Here is a 17366-nt window from a genome sequence, read left to right as displayed (position 1 = left end):
AAGCCACGCCGGTGCCGGCGGGCCGGGCGCGAGTCCGCCGGTGGGCCCGGCGGGCCGGGCACCGCGTTGCCCGGCGAGGGACCGCTTCGGGATCAGGGCCTCGCCCGCCGGCCGTCCGCCCGTCCGCCCTCCCGGACACGGCAGCGGCGCGGCGGGGCCCGTACGCGTCAGTCCGTGGACAGCGCGGCGGTGATACGGTCCGCCGCCGTCTTCGCCGCGCGCTTCGGGTCCTCGCCCTGGAGGACCGCCGTCATATAGGGCTTGATCGGGTTGTCGGCCTCGACGTCCGCCCACAGCGGTGAGTTCGGGGTGGCCCTGCCGCGCGCCGCTCCCTCGGCCATCGCCGCCGTACCGGCGTCGCCGCCGACGACATCGGCGAGCGTGGTCTTGTTCGGCACGTAGCTCATGGTGCGGGCCAGTTCCGTCTGCCACTTCTCGCTCGCCAGCGCCTTGACGACGTCCACGGCGGCGGACTGGTGGCTGGAGTTCTTCGGGACGATCAGGTCAGAGCCGCCGGTGAACACCGTCCCCGGTTCGGCCGCGGTCTTGCCCGGAATGGGGAAGAAACCGAGCTTCCCGGCGAGCTGGGGATTCTTCTCCTCGATGACCCGCGCGGCGTTCGGCGCGGAGATGATCTGCGCGACATCGCCCTCGGCGAAGACCTCGGCCTGCGGCGGCGTCGCCTCGTCGGCGTTGCGCGGACCGTCCCCCAGCGCCTGGAGCCTCTTGTAGAAGTCCATGCCCTTGAGCGCGGCCGGCGAGTCGATCGCGCCCCGCCAGTCGCCGCCCCGCTCGACGGCCAGCTCCCCGCCCTCGTCCCAGATGAATCCGGCCAGCGTGTACCAGTCCTGCCCGGCGAGGTAGATGCCCTGGTCACCGTTCTGGTCCAGGGCGTCGGTGGCCGTGAGCCACTGCGCGCGGGTGGTGGGCGGCCGGTCGATCCCGGCGCGCTCGAAGAGGTCCTTGTTGTAGATCACGACGCGGTTCGCCGCGTACCAGGGGATGCCGAACTGCGCACCGTCGATACTGCCGGGCTGGGCCAGGCCGGGCAGCCAGTCCTCGCTCCCCAGGTCGCGTATCGACTCCAGCGTGAGGTTCCGCAGCCGCCCGCTCTCGGCGTACCGCGCCACCTGGGTGTTGCCGACCTCGATCACGTCCGGCCCGTCGTCGCCCTCGATGGCCTTCGTCACCTTCTCGCCGATCCCGGACCACTCCTGGACGACGATGTCCAACTCGACGGACGGGTGTTCCTTCTCGTAGTCGGCCACGAATCGCCGGAGGAAGTCGTCGGAGGCACTGTCCTTCATCAGCCAGACGGTGACCGTGGTGGCACCGTCCCCCAGCCCTGGCACCGCACCGCAGCCGACGAGGGCCGTGCAGGACAGGAGGGTGAGGACGTGGACGAGACGTCGGTTCTTCACGGGGGTCGACCTTCTGGCGTGGCGGCACGAAAAGGGAACCCGGCGTGGGGGAAGCGAACTGCGTTCGCACGGGTGTGTGGGATTTTGGTATGGGCCAATAAGCCGGTCAAGACCGGAAACATGATCGATACGTACGCTGTGTGCCCGCGGTCCGCCGCACGCCTCGCGCGGTGGCGCGGGGTGGGGCAGGGTGGAGGGACCAGCGCGACGCGAGCAGCGGAGGGAACGGCCCATGTCCCACCACACCTATCGGGTCACCGAGATCGTCGGCACCTCTCACGTGGGCGTCGACGACGCCATCCGCAACGGCATCGCCCGCGCGGCCGAGACACTGCGCGGCCTGGACTGGTTCGAGATGACGGAGGTCCGCGGCAACATCGTCGACGGCGACATCGAGCATTACCAGGTCGGGCTGAGGGTCGGCTTCCGCATCGAGGACGGGAGCTGACGACGGCGGGACCGCGGGGAGCCCACGCGCCCGTGGCCCCTGAGCCGTTCGGATCCGGGAATCCTGGTGCCGCCCGGGCGTTGAACGAGGTGTGAGCATCTCGACGACGACCAGGTTCTCCGTGCTGGACCGCTCCCGGACGCGGGAGGGCGGGGACGGCCCCGAGGCGCTGCGCGACACGGTCGCGTTCGCCCGCGCGGCCGAGGCGTTCGGCTACCACCGCTTCTGGGTCTCCGAGCACCACGGAGTGCCCGGGGTGGCCGGCTCCGCGCCGACCGTGCTCGCGGCCGCCGTCGCCGCCGCGACGAGCACCATCCGGGTCGGCACCGGCGGCGTGATGCTGCCGAACCATCAGCCTCTGGTCGTCGCCGAGCAGTTCGGAGTGCTGGAGGCGCTGTTCCCCGGACGGATCGACATGGGCCTGGGCCGGTCCGTCGGGTTCACCGACGGGATACGCAGGGCACTGGGGCGGGACAAGCGGGACGCGGACGACTTCGCCGGACAGCTCGTCGAGCTCCTCGGTTATTTCACCGGCACCCAGACCGCCCACCCCCAGGTCCACGCCCGCCCGGCCGAGGGGATGCGGATCCCCGCCTTCGTCCTGGCCACCGGCAGAGGCGCCCGGATCGCGGCCGAGGCGGGACTGCCGCTGGTCATCGCGGCCGTACGGGGCGAGGACGCGATGCTGCGGGCGATCGAGGACTACCGCCGCGCCTTCCGCCCGTCGGCCTGGGGCGAGCGGCCGTACGTGATGCTCTCGGGCACCGTCGCGGTCGCCGCCACCTCCGAGGAGGCGCGCCGGCTGCTGCTCCCGGAAGCCTGGTCGGCGGCGTACTCGCGCACGCACGGCGTCTTCCCGCCGCTCGCCCCCGTGGAGAAGGTCCTCGCCACCCGCGGGACCGACCGGGAGCGCGCGCTGTTCGACGAGTCCCTGCGCGGCCACCTCGCGGGCACGGAGGAGGAGGTGGCGGCCGGCCTGGAGAAGCTGCTGGCGCGCAGCGGCGCGGACGAGTACCTGGTCACGACCAGTACGTACGACCGCACGGCGCTGCTGGACTCCTACCGCCGGCTGGCGGCGGTGCTGGGGCTGCGCGAGGGACGCCCTTCGCGTGGTCCTGCCTGACCGCGCGATCAGGTAACGTCGTTGGGCCGCGCCGGTGCGCTCGTCCGGCGTCGCGCGTCAAGTGATCACTTCGGGGGCGTGGTGCACAGCGCAGCGAACGTTCAGGACAAGCCCAGGGTCATGGTGCTGTCGATCGGTGTCGGATGCTTCGACGAGGGCACGGGGTGGGAGGAACTGGGCTTCGTCGCCGAGCGCGTCGCCGAGGTCGGCGCGGCGTTCGACCGGTTCGACGTGCGGGTGGAGCGGGCGCTCGATCCGACCGAGGTGGAGATCGAGGGCCTGCTGCGCCGCTGGATCCTCACGGAGGAACGGTCGGCGGCCGACGTCGTCGTCATCCATCTGATCGGCCATGGCACCCAGAACCCCGGCGGGCGGCTCTGCTTCATCGGCCGCGACGGCGAAGAGGTCGACGTGGACCGGTGGATCGGGAAGGCGCAAAGCCGGGCCGACCGCGCCCCGGACGGCCCTCGGACCGTATTCCTGGTGGACACCTGCGACGCGGGTACGGCGACGGGACGGCAGTCACTGACCGACCTCGGCACCGACCGGGGAGTCTGGGCGCTGGGGGCCGCCGTCAGCGGTTCACCCACGCAGCGCGGCCGGTTCACCGGCTGGCTCGCCGCCGCGCTGCACCGCCTGGCGGACCGGGACTTCGCGCTGGAGGTGCCGGCCGTCGACTTCAAGGACTTCGCCCTCGAGATGTTCGGGGTGGTCAGGCAGGAGGAGGAATGGCGCATCTCCGTCGGGTTCAGCCTGGAACTCGGCGACGGCGACTGGCCTTTCCTGCCCAACCCGAAGGCCGGCGGACTGTCACGGGAGCAGATCGAGCGGCGTCGCGGGTCGTTCGGCTACGTACCCGGCCAGGACCTCGGCACCACGATCGCGACGGGCGCGGACATCAGTGACGCGAACTACTTCGTCGACCGTGCCTCCGGGCGCGGCCTGGTCTCCGTTCCCCAGGACGTCGGTTTCTTCTCCGGCCGGGCCGAGCAACTGGTCGCATACCGCTCCTGGTGGGCGGGCGACAGCCCGCTGATGGTCGTCACCGGCGCGGTGGGCTCCGGCAAGTCAGGACTGCTGGGAGCTGTCGTCTGCGCCGCGCATCCGGAGCTGCGGCGGCGCTTCCGCCAGGTCTGGGAGCCGGCGGACCGCGATCTGCCGGAGATCGCGGAGATCGTCGCCGTGCACGCGCGACAGCGCACGGCGCAGCAGCTGATCGACATGATCGTGAGCCAGGCGGGGCTCACCCCGCCGGCACCGGAGAAGCCCGGGATCGACGACGGCGAGGACAACCGGCCGGGCGCCACGCACTGGACGGTTCACATGCTCCGTGAGGCGCTGTACGAAGAGGACAAGCGCCGCCTCGTCGTCATCGACGCGCTGGACGAGTCCGCCGAGCCGGACGCGGTGGTGCGGCTGATCGAGGCGCTGGTCGTGCCGTCGGAGAAGAAGACTCCGCAGGCCCCTCCCTGCCGCATCCTCACCGGCAGCCGGCCGGAGACGGTGGCGGAGCTGCCGAAGGCTCTGGAGGACGGGTCCCGGGGCGTCCTGCTCGACCTGGACAAGGCCGACCGCACCGTGGTCAAGGACGATGTCCGCCACTACATCGCGGCACTGCTGAGGGCGAGCGAGCCCTATGCCGGCGGAGCGGCGTCGGAGTACGTCGACATCATCGCGGCCACGGCGGCGAACAACATCGCCGGTCAGGGGACGGAGGACACCCGGTGGGGCCCCTTCCTGCTGGCGGGGATGTTCGTCCACTACATGGTGACGAGGAAGAAACCTCCGCAGGACCTGGCCGACGCCAACGCCCACGCGGGGCGAGCCGCGGGGGACCTCCCGACCATCCTCGAAGCCGTGCTGGACGCGCGTCACCACGCCTTCCCACTGCTGCGTCCCGTGCTGCACGTACTCGCCCGTTCCAAGGGTGACGGGATGCCGCTCACGGTGCTGCGGCGGTGTGTGGAGGCGTTCCACGACGGCTCCCGGCAGTCCGACGCCATGGACTTCTCCAAGGAGCAGTTCACCAGGACGCTGGTCGAAGCCTCCCCGTTCCTGTATTCCCAGCGAGAACCGGGAGGCAAGGTGGCGCTCTACCGGTTGTTCCACCAGGGACTGGCGGACTACCTGCGCACGCATCCCTGGAACAGCCTGGACGCCATCGACACCGCGGGAGAACGGAGCCTCGAAGGAGTCCTGTTCGGCGCGCTCGTCGCTCCTCATCTGGGGGCGCGGGAGGGCGAGGACTCCTGGGCGGACGCGGAGCCCTACGTCCTGCGCCACGCGCTGGACCACGTCGCCGCGGCCGGCCTGTCCGACCAGGCCGAGGCGTTGCTCACCGATCCGTACTTCCTGGTCCGTTTCGATCCCCGTCAGGACCCCCGCCCGCTGGACCTGGCGGCCTCGGCGAGCGCCGACGAATACCGCCGGCTGCTGGCCACGTCCTGGTCTGCGCACTCCGAACTCACCGGCGGGGCCGACCGCGCCTCGGTGCTGGCCTATGACGCGCACCGGCTCGGCATGACCGGCAAACAGGTGGAGTTCACCTCGATGGCGCGCGCGCTGTCCGCCGACCGGCAGGGTGTCAGCCACTGCGCCGTATGGGCCAGGGGAGGCGTCAGCGACACCCGTTCCCGGCTCATCCACAGCCGGAGCACGATGATTCACGACGTGGCGTTCTCGCCCGACGGCGAGCTGCTGGCCGCGGCCACCCACGGCGGAGTCGAGGTGCGGTCGGCCGAGACCTGGCAGCTGGTGACGCCTCCTTTCGGGCGCACCGAGAGATGGGTCGAAGCCGTCGCCTTCTCCCCCGACGGCCGTCGGCTCGCGTTCAACACGGGTGAGAACGGACAGCAGTTGCGGATGTGGGACGTGGAGACCCGGTCCCTGACGGGCGCCTCCTGGCCGGCCCACACCGGGCAGATCAACAGCGTCGCCTTCTCCCCGGACGGCCGCATGCTCGCCGCCGGCGGCGAGGACCACACCGTCTCCGTCTGGGACATCACGGCGAACCCGCCCGTCGAAGTCGCCCGAACGCGGCACGAGGGAGCGGTCGCGGATGTGGCCTTCAGCCCCGACGGACGGTCCCTGGTGTCCTGCGGCCGGGCCGGACTGGCCCTGCTGGGCATGGACGACGAGCGGAAAACGACCTGGCTGGCCGACTCGTGGTCCGTCGCGGTGACCTTCTCGCCCGACGGGGCGCTGCTCGCCTGTCTCGACTCCGACGGCGACGTGTCGCTGTGGGCCACCGCGACACGGGAGGTGACCGACACCGTTTCGCTCGGTGACGTCGCCGTCTCCGGCGGTTTGTCCTTCTCCCCCGACGGCGGTTGTCTCGCGGCGGGCACGTCGGGTTCGCTCAAACTGGTGGACATGGCGTCGACGGAGGTGATCGGGGACCTGGGCAACCGTGACCGGTTCGTCCAAGGCGTGGCTTTCCGGCCGACGCCGCCGCTGCAACTGGTCAGCTGTGCGCTCCGTGGCAGCCTGCGCCTGTGGAAGACGCTCGATCAGGACCTCGACGACGAACCGCTCGACCAGTTCACCTCCGAACTGGTGGCCTGCTCCCTCGACGGCCGGCTCCTGGTGGCCGCGGACAACGAGGAGAGCGCCCTCCGCATGTACGAACCCGTGTCCGGCAGGAAACTGGGCGAGGTGCCCCTGGGCAGGCACACGATCGACGAAGTCCTCGGCTTCTCGCCGACGGGGCATCTGCTGGCCATGCTGAGTGCGGAGAAGAGCCTCCTCCTGCTGCGAGCGGACACGCAGCCCCACCCGCGGATCGAGGTCGTCAGCACGTCGGTGAAATCCACCGGCCGGGAATCCTGCGCCTTCTCTCCCGACGGTGGTCTGCTGGCGATGCTGGTCACCATGGGGCAGCCGTCCTTCGGGGCCGTCACGTATCCCACCCTGATCAAGATCTGGGACACCCGGAGCCTGCGGCTCACCGGCCGTGTCCCCCTCCCCGGACGTCCCGACCGGTTCCACTTCACCGGTCCGGACAAGCTGTTCGTGTCCATGGACGGCGCCATCGCCGTGTACGACTGCTCAGGTCCCGACAAGGAGCCCGTATGACCCGCGTCCTCGGCGTCCACGGCGTACGCAACTACAGGGCCGCCGACACCACCCACACGCTCGGCGGCGCACGGCTCAAGGCCGACTGGCTGGCGGCTCTCGGCGAGGCCGGACAGCGACTCGACCTGGCACACGCCTACTACGCCGACCTGTTGCGTGCCGAACGGCAGAACGGTGAGTTCACCGAGGACGAGCTGGCGCTCGTCGGGGCCTGGGCCGAGGCGTGGGGCGTCGAACTCGACGGTGTGCAGGGCAGGGCCACCGGCTGGCTGCGCTGGGTCTGCGGCCGGGTCGCGGAGCTGACCCAGGAGCGGCCCGCCGTGGTCGAGAAGACCGTACGGCTGTTCTTCCCGGAGGTGACCCGGTACTTCACCACGGGCCGCGCGACGGTGCGCGAGCGGGTCAAGGCGGCGCTTCTGCGGCACCGGCCGGAGATCGTCGTCGCGCACTCGCTGGGCAGCGTGGTGGTGTACGAGGCGCTGCACGACCTCGCCGACGAACTGGAGGTCCGCCTGCTGCTCACCCTCGGATCACCACTGGCCCTGCCCAACGCCGTGTTCCACCGGCTGGATCCGGCACCGGTCGAGGGCCGGGGAGCCCGTCCGGCCTGCGTCGGGCGCTGGGTGAACATCGCCGACACCGGGGACTTCGTGGCCATTCCGAAAGGTGAGCTCGCGCGGGTGTTCTCCGGTGTGGAGGAGCTGCCGGACATCAGCATCGCGCCTCTCTGGCCGCACAGCGTCGCCGACTATCTGCGCCATGCGGCCGTACGCGAGGTCATCGTCCCCTGACCGTCGCCCGCAGGAACTCGCGGTTCATCATCGAGATGCTCTGGAGCGGGATCCCCTTGGGGCAGGCGGTCGCGCACTCGCCCGCCAGCGTGCAGCCGCCGAAGCCCTCCTCGTCCATGGTCGCGACCATGTCGAGCACCCGTGTCTCGCGCTCGGGCGCGCCCTGGGGCAGCACACCGAGGTGATTGACCTTGGCAGAGGTGAAGAGCATCGCCGAGCCGTTGGGACAGGCCGCCACGCACGCCCCGCATCCGATGCACTCGGCGTGTTCGAAGGCGAGGTCCGCCGCGGGCTTGGGCACCGGGGTGGCGTGGGCCTCGGGCGCGGCACCGGTGGGGACGGTGATGTAGCCGCCGGAGCCGATGATCCGGTCGAACGCGGACCGGTCCACGACCAGGTCCTTGACGACCGGGAAGGCGCCCGCCCGCCAGGGCTCGACGTCGATGGTGGCGCCGTCCTCGAAGTGCCGCATGTGCAGCTGGCAGGTGGTGGTGCGTTCGGGGCCGTGGGCCTCTCCGTCGATCACCACGCCGCAGGCGCCGCAGATGCCCTCGCGGCAGTCGTGGTCGAAGGCCACCGGTTCCTCCCCCTTGAGGATCAGCTCCTCGTTGAGGGTGTCGAGCATCTCCAGGAAGGACATGTCCTCGGAGATGCCGTCGATGCCGTAGGTGACCATGGCACCGGGGGTGTCGGGGTCCGGCTGGCGCCAGACGCGCAGGGTGAGCCTCATGCGTAGCTCCGCTGGGTGGGGTGGACGTACTCGAAGACGAGGTCTTCCTTGTGCAGGACGGGCGGGTTTCCGGTACCGGTGAACTCCCAGGCGGCGGCGTACGCGAACGTCTCGTCGCGGCGCGCGGCCTCCCCGGCCCCCGTCTGCGACTCCTCGCGGAAGTGGCCGCCGCAGGACTCGGCGCGGTGCAGCGCGTCGAGGCACATCAGCTCGGCGAGTTCCAGGTAGTCGACGACGCGGTTGGCCTTCTCCAGGGCCTGGTTGAGCTGTTCGCCCGTGCCGGGCACCTTGATCCGCCGCCAGAACTCCTCGCGGATCCGCGGGATCCGGTCGAGCGCCTTGCGCAGGCCCTCCTCGGTGCGGGCCATCCCGCAGTGCTCCCAGAGCAGTTCGCCGATCTCCTTGTGGAAGGAGTCGGGGGTGCGGTCGCCGTCCACGGCGAGCAGCAGCCGCAGCCGGTCCTCGGTGTCCGCGACGGCCTCCTCGACGGCCGGGTGCGAGGCGTCGGCCGGCTCGTGGCGCGGATGGCGGGCGAGGTAGTCGTTGATGGTGGACGGCAGGACGAAGTAGCCGTCGGCGAGGCCCTGCATGAGGGCGGAGGCGCCGAGCCGGTTGGCGCCGTGGTCGGAGAAGTTGGCCTCGCCGATCGCGAACAGGCCGGGGACGGTGGTCTGGAGGTCGTAGTCGACCCAGAGTCCGCCCATCGTGTAGTGGATCGCCGGGTAGATCCGCATGGGCACCTCGTACGGGTTCTCGGCGGTGATCCGCTCGTACATCTCGAAGAGGTTGCCGTACTTCTCCTCGACCGCCCGGCGGCCGAGCCGGGCGATGGCGTCGGCGAAGTCGAGGTAGACGCCCTGGCCGCCGGGGCCCACACCGCGTCCCTCGTCGCAGACGTTCTTCGCCGCCCGCGAGGCGATGTCGCGCGGGACGAGGTTGCCGAAGGCGGGGTAGGTCCGCTCCAGGTAGTAGTCCCGCTCGTCCTCCGGGATCTCGGCCGGGGGCCGCCGGTCGCCCCGCGCCCTGGGCACCCAGATGCGGCCGTCGTTGCGCAGCGACTCGCTCATCAGCGTCAGCTTGGACTGGTGGTCGCCGGAGCGCGGGATGCAGGTGGGGTGGATCTGGGTGAAGCAGGGGTTGGCGAACTGCGCGCCGCGCCGGTGCGCCCGCCACACGGCGGTGGCGTTGCTGTTCTTGGCGTTGGTCGAGAGGTAGAAGACGTTGCCGTACCCGCCGGAGGCGAGGACGACGGCGTCGGCGAGATGGGTGGAGATCTCGCCGGTGATCAGGTCGCGGGCGACGATCCCCCGGGCCCGGCCGTCGATCACGATCAGGTCGAGCATCTCGGTGCGCGCGTGCATCTCGACGGCGCCCGCGGCGATCTGCCGGGAGAGGGCCTGGTAGGCGCCGAGGAGCAGTTGCTGGCCCGTCTGTCCGCGGGCGTAGAAGGTGCGGGAGACCTGGACGCCGCCGAAGGAGCGGGTGTCGAGGAGTCCGCCGTACTCCCGGGCGAAGGGCACCCCCTGGGCGACGCACTGGTCGATGATCTCCACGGACACCTCGGCGAGCCGGTGGACGTTGGACTCGCGGGCGCGGAAGTCGCCTCCCTTGACGGTGTCGTAGAACAACCGCTGGACCGAGTCGCCGTCGTTGCGGTAGTTCTTGGCGGCGTTGATGCCGCCCTGGGCGGCGATGGAGTGGGCGCGACGCGGCGAGTCCTGGTAGCAGAACTGGACGACGTGGTAGCCCTGTTCGGCGAGTGTGGCACCGGCGGCGCCGCCCGCCAGCCCCGTACCGACGACGATCACGGTGTGCTTGCGGCGGTTGGCGGGGTTGACCAGCTTGGCCTCGAAGCGGCGCCGGTTCCAGCGCTCGGCGATGGGGCCGTCCGGTGCCTTGGTGTCGAGCGCCGGCGCCCCGACGGTGTATTCGGTGTACGGGGGGTACGGCGGGTGCACGGCGTTCACGGTGTGCGGTCGCGGGGACGTTTCGGCCATGTCAGCTCACCACTCCGGTCATGACGGCGACGGGTACGGCGATGAAGCCCGCGGTCAGCACCAGGGCCAGCAGGTCGGCCGTCGTCCTCAGCAGGCGGTCACGGGTGGCGCTGCCCGCGCCGAGGGTCTGCGCGGCGCTCCAGAAGCCGTGCCGGACGTGCAGGCCGAGGGCGAGCATCGCGACGATGTAGACGACGTTGCCGTACCAGGTGGAGAAGGTGTCCACGACGTTCTGGTACGGGCGGCCGGGCTGGAACCCGCCGGGGTGCACGGTGCCGGTGGTCAGGTCCAGGACGTGCCAGACGATGAAGAGGGCGAGGATGACTCCGCCCCAGCGCATCGTGCGGGTGGCGTAACTGGCGCGGGGCCGCTTGTGGACGTAACGGCTGGGGCGGGCGGCGAGGTCACGGCGGCTGAGCTGGTACGCGCACACGCCGTGCAGCACGACGGCGACGACGAGGACCACCCGGACGATCCACAGGCCCCACTTCTCGTGCAGCAGCGGCTCGCCCATGACGCGCAGCCAGTGTCCGTAGTCGTTGAAGGAGTCGGGCCCGAAGAAGATCTTCAGGTTGCCGTACATGTGCGCGACCAGATAGCCGAGCATGATCAGCCCGGTCAGGGCCATGACGGTCTTCTTGCCGATCGTCGATGCCCACAGGGTGCGGGTCAGGGACGGCCGTCGGTCCGTCCTCGTTGCCAGAGCCATGGACAGCACGCTAGGCCGCCGCCTCTCAGAGGTCCAAGACATGGTATGGCTGATGTCCATAGACATCGCCTATCATGTGGGGGTGCAGTTCCAGCAGCTCCGCTACTTCGTGGCCGTCGCCGAGACCCGGCACTTCACCCGCGCCGCCGAACAGGTCCATGTCTCACAGCCGTCGCTGTCCCAGCAGATCAGGGCGCTGGAACGGGAGCTGGGGGCGCGGTTGTTCAGCCGGGCGCGCGGCAATGTCGCCCTGACCGACGCCGGTGAAGCGCTGCTCCCCCTCGCCCGGCGGATCCTGGCGGACGCCGAGACGGCCCGGCTGGAGGTGGCCGAGCTGGTGCAGCTACGGCGCGGCCGGGTCAGGCTGGGGGCGCCGCCGAGCCTGTGCACCGGGCTGCTGCCGGAGGTCCTGCGCACGTTCCACGATCTGCACCCGGGCATCGAGCTGCTGATCGAGGAGAGCGGTTCGCACGACCTGGTGCGGGAGCTGGCGCGCGGCGCGCTGGACCTGGCGCTGGTGGTGATGCCGCTGCCGGCCGCCTCGCCCGCGCTGACCACGGTGGAGTTGCTGCACGAGGACCTGGTCGTGGTCTCCTCGACGAGCGCGCCCGAGCCGCGGCGCCCGGTGCGGATCGCCGATCTGGAGGGGCAGCCGCTGGTGATGTTCCGGCACGGCTACGACCTGCGCGAGCTGACGGTGGCCGCGTGCCGGGCCGCGGGGTTCGAGCCGTCGTTCACCGTGGAGGGCGGCGAGATGGACGCGGTGCTCGGCTTCGTACGGGCCGGGCTGGGCGTGGCGGTCGTACCGAGCATGGTGGCGGCGCGGACGCGCGACCTGCGGGTCACCGCCCTCGCCCGCCCTGGCCTGAGCCGTACGATCGCGCTCGCCCACCGCAGCGACGTGGCACCACCGCGCGCCGCCCGCGAGTTGCAGAAGGTCCTGCTGGCCACGCGCCCGCCCGCGGGGGCGGCCACGGAGGTTTGTGAGGCAGTGTCGATGTGCGGCTCCGCCGCGCGGGCAAACCGAGCACGGTCGACCGTCGACAGGGCCCGCGGCCGGAGGCCGCTGATGGATGCGGCGATCGCCCCCGGAGGCGAACCGAGCCCTCAATTGGACGACGGCCCCGCGTCCGCCAGGGACAGCGCGTGCAGCCGCTCCGGCGGGCCCGGTCTCGCGTAGTACCAGCCCTGCGCCGTGTCGCAGCCCAGTTGGCGCAGCTGTTCCGCCTGCGCCCCGGTCTCCACGCCCTCCACCGTCACGGCCAGCTCGAGGCTGTGCGCCAGCGAGACGATCCCCTCTACGATCTTCAGGTCGACCGGGTCGGCGGGGTGCCGCTGCATGCCCTGGGTGAACGAACGGTCCAGCTTGAGCACACTCACCGGCAGCCTGCGCAGATTGGCCAGGTTGGAGTAGCCGGTGCCGAAGTCGTCCAGCGCGATGTCCACGCCCATCTCGGACAGCTGCCGCAATGGCTTGAGCAGGTCCTCGTCCGCGCCGATGAGCGCCGACTCGGTGACCTCGAGGCAGAGCGATCCCGGCGGCAGGCCGACCCGGTCCAGCACCTCGACGGTGTCGCCCACGAGTCCGGGATGGTGCAGCTGGGTGGGCGAGAGGTTGACGTTGATCCGCAGCGGTCCGGCCGCACCGCCCGCGCCACCCGCACCGCCCGACAGCTGCTCGTGCCACGCCATCGCCTGCCGTACGGACTGCTCCAGCACCCAGCGCCCGAGCGGCACGATCAGCCCGGTGTGCTCGGCGAGCGGGATGAACCGGTCCGGGCCGAGCACCCCGTGCTGCGGGTGGCACCAGCGCACCAGCGCCTCCGCGCCGTGCACGGAGCCGTCGTCCAGGTGCACCAGCGGCTGGTACTCGATGAAGAACTCGCCGCGCTCCAGGGCCGCCGGCAGCGCCGTCGTCAGTCCGTGCCGGGTGATGGCGCGGGCATCGGCCTCGGCGTCGGCCAGCTCGTAGCGGTTGCCGCCCGCCGCCTTGGCCCGGTACATGGTGATGTCCGCGCTGCGCAGCACCTCGGCCGCGCTGCGGTCGGCGGCCCGGCCCTCCACGATGCCGATGCTGCCGCGCACGGTGAAGTCGCGCCCGTCGACCGTCACCGGCGTGGACAGCGCCCCGAGGATCCGGGAGGCGAGTTCGGTGACGCCGCTCTGGGTCGCGGGGCCGGTGATCAGCGCCACGAACTCGTCGCCGCCGAGCCGGGCCACCATCTCCCCCGGTGCGGTCGCGCAGCTCTGGAGCCGGTCCGCGACCTCGGCCAGGAGCCGGTCGCCCGCGGAGTGGCCGAGGCTGTCGTTGATCGCCTTGAAGCCGTCGAGATCGAGGTAGCACAGACCGAACCGGGAATCGTCACCGGCGGAGAGGGTCTTCTCCAGCCGTTCGGAGAACAGCGACCGGTTGGGCAGCCCCGTCAGGGCGTCGTGCGTGGCCTCGTAGCGCAGCCGCAGGTTGAGCAGCCGACGCTCGGTGGTGTCCTCCATCAGCGCCAGCTGGTATTGCGGGGCGCCGTCCGCGTCGCGGAGCAGGGAGACCGTCAGGTTGGTCCACAGGACCGTGCCGTCGTTGCGGTAGTACGCCTTCTCGACGCGGTAGTGCTCGCGCTCGCCGCGGACGAGTTCGTCGTAGAGCCGCCAGACGTGGGAGACGTCCTCGGGGTGGACCCAGTCGCGTACGTTCCGGCTGAGGACATGGTGTTCGAGCCCGCCGAACATCTTGGTGAGGGTGTCGTTGACCTCGAGGACGTTGCCGTCGAGGTCGGCGATGCTGATCCCGATGGCCGCGCCCTCGAACACGGCGCGGAACCGGGCCTCGGTGGCGTGCAGGGCCTCCTCGGCGGCGCTGCGCGCGCGCAGCGCGGAGCGGGCGATGGCCTCCTGTTCGCAGAGCGTGCGCTCGCGCAGGGCCTGGGCGAATCCGGCGGCCAGGGAGTGCTGGAGGCGGGCGCAGCGGGCCCGGGCGTCCTCGGCGGTGAGGTCTTCCGTGCCGCGGTACAGCACCAGGTAGGAGTCGATGACGCCGAGCGTACGGCTGAGGACGTCGGGGTCGGTGCAGTTCGCCGTGATCAGCGCGGTTCCGACGCCCGCCGCGGGCGCGGGGTCGAAGGGGCGCGCGTGCAGCGCGTCGGCCAGCTCCTGGGCGAGGGGGGCGAGATACGTCTCGAACTCGGGGCGCGTCATGGACATCGCTGTCGCCGGGTAGATCGCCCGGCTCCAGATCGTCGTGAAACGCCTGAGTCTGTCCTCCGGGTTGTCCTGATCGGTGCCGGATCCCGGGGTCCGGTGCGGCGGGGTCACGGCTTGCGCCCCACTCCGCCGAAGCCCACGAAGGCATACGGGTCCTCCTGGGCGTCGGGCTGGTCGGGCCGCCAGTCCGGCATGGCCACCAGGCCGGGCGCGACCAGCGTGAACCCGTCGAAGAACCGGGTGATCTCCTCACGCGCGCGCATCACCAGCGGGTTCCCCAGGGACCGGTAGACACCGGTCATTCCCTCCACGCGCTCCGGCGGCTCGGGGACGCCGTGGGGCGAGGCATGGGTGACGACGAGCAGGCTGCCCGGCGCGAGCGCGTCGCGCAGTTCGGCCACCGCCCGGTACGGCTCGTCCTCGTCCTGGACGAAATGCAGGACGGCGACGAGCAGGAGCGCCACCGGCCGCTCCAGGTCGAGCAGTCCGGCGGCCTCCGGGCTGTCCAGGATCTTCCGCGGCTCGCGGAGATCGCCGCTCGTGGCCGAGGCGTACGCGTTGCCGTCGAGAACGGCCTGACTGTGCTCGACGGCGACCGGGTCGTGATCGACGTAAAGGACCCGGTTCATGGGAGAACCGTCCTGCGCGACTTCATGGACATTGCCGAAACTCGGTATGCCGCAGCCGATGTCGAGGAACTGGGTGATGCCTTCCGTCCGTGCGAATTTCACCGCGCGGCGCATGAACGCGCGGTTCGCTTTCATGATCACGGGAAGGCCCGGCAGGAACTCCATCGCCCGGCGCGCGGCGTCCCTGTCCACCTCGAAATTGCGCGAACCGCCCAGGTAGTAGTCGTAAATGCGGGAAACGCTCGGCACCGAGATGTCGATGCCCGGCGGGGCCCAGGCGGGACGCTCCATCGATGTCTCCAACAAGTCGCCACGGTTCACGGCCGTCTGAACGACCGGCTGTTCGAGCCGAGGCTACTGATCGTCCGCCAAGAGAGCGAGCCCAAACGGAAATTAGAGATCCGTTCTTGGTCACACGCCTACGGCACATGCGGCCGGTCCGCCGCCATCCCACGGGAGCGGATGACGGCGGACCGGCGGGCCGAAGCGGGGGCGTGGGGACTACTCGGCCGCCTCGACCAGCTTGTTGTCCGGGGTGACCGCGAACCAGGTGCCGCCGACGCCCTGGCCATTGGTGTCGCCCGGCTTCTTGTCACCCGCGAAGGTGTAGATCGGGGAGCAGTCGAGAGTCTGCTGCTTGATTCCGTCGGGCCGGTCGAAGGTCACGGCGCCCTTTGTCGTGACGCCGTCGAAATCGGCCTTGTTCACGGGCGCGACCACGGGCCACTTGTCGAGGCACTCACCGGTGCAGGCGGTCTTCATCGGCCAGGCGGAGTCCTTGGTGAACCGGTAGACCGTCATGCCCTTGGAGTCGACCACGATCTCGCCGAGCTTGGGGTCGTTGCGGACCGACAGGCCCGCGTTGCTCACCTCGGAGGCGGAGCCCGAAGCGGTCGCCTTCTTGCCGTCGGGCGCGGAGGCGTACCATGTGCCGCCCACGCCCTGGCCGTTGGCGTCGCCGGGCTTGGTGTCCTTGACGTACCGGTACATCGGCCAGCCGTCGATGGTGAGCTGCTTGGTGCCGTCGGGCCGGGTCACCTCGCCCAGCAGCGCGGCGTCGGTGCCGGTGGGGGCCTTGGCGTCACCGGCCTCGACGATCGGCCAGGTCTTCGCGCAGTCGCCCTCACAGTTGGACTTCGGGGGCTTCGGGGTGTCCTTGTCGAAGCGGTAGAGCGTGAAGCCCTCGCTGTCGGTGAGGACTTCGCCGAGCTTGGCGTCCTCCGTGACGGCGAGCTGGCCGGCCGGCTTGGCCTCCGCCGGAGCGCCGCCGGCGGGGGCACCGGCGCCCGTGCCGGCTGCCGCGCCGGTCCCGCCGCTCGTGTACCCCGTGCCGCTGCCCGCCGCACCCGGCTGGCCCGCCGGATTGGCCACGCCGACGGACTGTCCGTTGGTGTTGGTTCCCTGTTCCTGACCGCACGCCGTCGTCAGGGCCAGGACGGCCACCGCGGTCACCGCGAGCGAGGCGTTCCGCCAGGTGTTCATGTCAACTCCCGTGAGGTGTAAGGCAGTTGGTGCACCGGAGTGCGCCGTTCATGGCCTTAAGTACGCGGCGGACGCGGGTCCGTGTTCAACGCGACCGAAAAAATCTTCTGGCACTTTCACGCCGCCGCCCCAGAAGCCCCCAACTGCCCCACAAGTGGCCTCTGATCGTGTCTTGCCACAGCTCACCGGTGCTCCAAGTACCTCCATTCGGGGGAATCCGGAGCACTTTCCGCATGGTGTGGCCTGATCAGGTCCAAGCTCCTGCCCGTGTACGGATCGCTCGTCGCGCGGCTGTTGACCGTCGCCGCCCTCATATCGCTGTCGGCCGTGCCGACGGCCGCCTCGGCGCACACGTGCGCCTATGCCTCGATCGGTCCCGGCGGTTCGGTGACGGCCGTCGCCGTGGCGGGTGGCCGCCACTGCCCGCCGCCGCCCCGGCCGACCCCTACGCCGCCGGAGCCGCCGGCGCCCCCGTCGCCGCCACCTCCTCCGGAGCCGCCCGACCCGCCCGAACCACCGAAACCACCGCCGCCACCCGAACCTCCGGAGCCTCCGAAACCTCCCGCGCCGCCGCAGCCGACTCCCGCGCCCAGGCCGACGCAGGCACCCGTCGTCGTGCCGGAGCCGCCGCACACCGCCCGACCGGCTCCGCCACCGCCCCGGACACCCCCGGTGGTACGGCCTGCGGCACCGCGGCCACCGGCCACGCCGGCACCGAGCCGCAGCACGCCGCCGCCGGCTCCGTCCGTACGCCCGGCCCCGTCCGA

General features: G+C 71.1%; 11 protein-coding genes and 1 pseudogene. 5 read left to right on the top strand and 7 right to left on the bottom strand.

Annotation, left to right across the window (positions count from 1 at the left end):
* Positions 1–167 precede the first annotated feature (167 nt).
* Positions 168–1421: an extracellular solute-binding protein gene (locus IG02_RS0108320; RefSeq protein WP_030743671.1), complete on the bottom strand. Its 1254-nt coding sequence runs from the start codon at positions 1419–1421 to the stop codon at positions 168–170.
* 232 nt (positions 1422–1653) lie between these two features.
* Here IG02_RS0108320 and IG02_RS0108315 point away from each other — a divergent pair, with 232 nt between their 5' ends.
* From IG02_RS0108315 to IG02_RS37655, 4 genes are all read left to right on the top strand, one after another.
* Complete coding sequence (locus IG02_RS0108315; protein ID WP_030743670.1) at positions 1654–1869, top strand: dodecin; 216 nt, start codon at positions 1654–1656, stop codon at positions 1867–1869.
* 97 nt (positions 1870–1966) lie between these two features.
* On the top strand, positions 1967–2992 hold the full coding sequence (locus tag IG02_RS0108310; protein ID WP_420707730.1) for an LLM class flavin-dependent oxidoreductase: 1026 nt from the start codon (positions 1967–1969) through the stop codon (positions 2990–2992).
* 78 nt (positions 2993–3070) lie between these two features.
* Positions 3071–7066 carry a caspase family protein gene (locus IG02_RS0108305; protein WP_158712261.1) on the top strand — a complete coding sequence of 1332 codons (3996 nt, stop codon included), beginning with the start codon at positions 3071–3073 and terminating at the stop codon, positions 7064–7066.
* Positions 7063–7857 (top strand): hypothetical protein, encoded by a 795-nt coding sequence (locus IG02_RS37655; RefSeq protein ID WP_051764661.1) that lies wholly within the window; start codon positions 7063–7065, stop codon positions 7855–7857. The genes IG02_RS0108305 and IG02_RS37655 overlap by 4 nt, the downstream gene beginning before the upstream one ends.
* Here the strand turns inward: IG02_RS37655 and IG02_RS0108295 are convergent.
* The 3 genes from IG02_RS0108295 to IG02_RS0108285 are packed head-to-tail and all read right to left on the bottom strand — an operon-like array spanning position 7844 to position 11293.
* A complete protein-coding gene (locus IG02_RS0108295; RefSeq protein ID WP_030743661.1) occupies positions 7844–8587 on the bottom strand; it encodes a succinate dehydrogenase/fumarate reductase iron-sulfur subunit in 744 nt (247 codons plus the stop codon). The genes IG02_RS37655 and IG02_RS0108295 overlap by 14 nt on opposite strands.
* Positions 8584–10584, bottom strand: a complete 2001-nt coding sequence (locus IG02_RS0108290; RefSeq protein WP_051764655.1) for a fumarate reductase/succinate dehydrogenase flavoprotein subunit — start codon at positions 10582–10584, stop codon at positions 8584–8586. Before IG02_RS0108290 ends, IG02_RS0108295 begins: the two co-directional genes overlap by 4 nt.
* 1 nt (position 10585) lies before the next feature.
* Positions 10586–11293 carry a succinate dehydrogenase gene (locus tag IG02_RS0108285; protein WP_030743657.1) on the bottom strand — a complete coding sequence of 236 codons (708 nt, stop codon included), beginning with the start codon at positions 11291–11293 and terminating at the stop codon, positions 10586–10588.
* Positions 11294–11375: 82 nt separating this feature from the next.
* Here IG02_RS0108285 and IG02_RS0108280 point away from each other — a divergent pair.
* Positions 11376–12260 (top strand): annotated as a pseudogene (locus tag IG02_RS0108280) (LysR family transcriptional regulator); the annotation flags it as partial.
* Positions 12261–12400: 140 nt separating this feature from the next.
* Here IG02_RS0108280 and IG02_RS0108275 read toward each other — a convergent pair.
* From IG02_RS0108275 to IG02_RS0108265, 3 genes are all read right to left on the bottom strand, one after another.
* Positions 12401–14599 carry a putative bifunctional diguanylate cyclase/phosphodiesterase gene (locus IG02_RS0108275; RefSeq protein WP_030743653.1) on the bottom strand — a complete coding sequence of 733 codons (2199 nt, stop codon included), beginning with the start codon at positions 14597–14599 and terminating at the stop codon, positions 12401–12403.
* Positions 14596–15408: an SAM-dependent methyltransferase gene (locus tag IG02_RS0108270; RefSeq protein ID WP_030743650.1), complete on the bottom strand. Its 813-nt coding sequence runs from the start codon at positions 15406–15408 to the stop codon at positions 14596–14598. The genes IG02_RS0108275 and IG02_RS0108270 overlap by 4 nt, the downstream gene beginning before the upstream one ends.
* Before the next feature lie 210 nt (positions 15409–15618).
* Positions 15619–16599, bottom strand: a complete 981-nt coding sequence (locus tag IG02_RS0108265) for an SCO0930 family lipoprotein (protein ID WP_030743648.1) — start codon at positions 16597–16599, stop codon at positions 15619–15621.
* Positions 16600–17366 lie beyond the last annotated feature (767 nt).

Source organism: Streptomyces sp. NRRL F-5135 (assembly GCF_000719775.1).
GTDB classification, from domain to species: Bacteria; Actinomycetota; Actinomycetes; order Streptomycetales; family Streptomycetaceae; genus Streptomyces; species Streptomyces hebeiensis.
The sequence above is the reverse complement of the archived record's forward strand: the minus strand, read 5'-3'. Positions and strand labels throughout refer to the sequence as shown.

What these genes read in the sequence shown, in the direction of transcription:
- IG02_RS0108315 (WP_030743670.1), top strand. Translation starts at nt 1,654, where the DNA reads ATGTCCCACCACACCTATCGGGTCACCGAGATCGTCGGCACCTCTCAC.
- IG02_RS37655 (WP_051764661.1), top strand. Translation starts at nt 7,063, where the DNA reads ATGACCCGCGTCCTCGGCGTCCACGGCGTACGCAACTACAGGGCCGCC.
- IG02_RS0108295 (WP_030743661.1), bottom strand. Translation starts at nt 8,587, where the DNA reads ATGAGGCTCACCCTGCGCGTCTGGCGCCAGCCGGACCCCGACACCCCC.
- IG02_RS0108290 (WP_051764655.1), bottom strand. Translation starts at nt 10,584, where the DNA reads ATGGCCGAAACGTCCCCGCGACCGCACACCGTGAACGCCGTGCACCCG.
- IG02_RS0108285 (WP_030743657.1), bottom strand. Translation starts at nt 11,293, where the DNA reads ATGGCTCTGGCAACGAGGACGGACCGACGGCCGTCCCTGACCCGCACC.
- IG02_RS0108270 (WP_030743650.1), bottom strand. Translation starts at nt 15,408, where the DNA reads ATGGAGCGTCCCGCCTGGGCCCCGCCGGGCATCGACATCTCGGTGCCG.
- IG02_RS0108265 (WP_030743648.1), bottom strand. Translation starts at nt 16,599, where the DNA reads ATGAACACCTGGCGGAACGCCTCGCTCGCGGTGACCGCGGTGGCCGTC.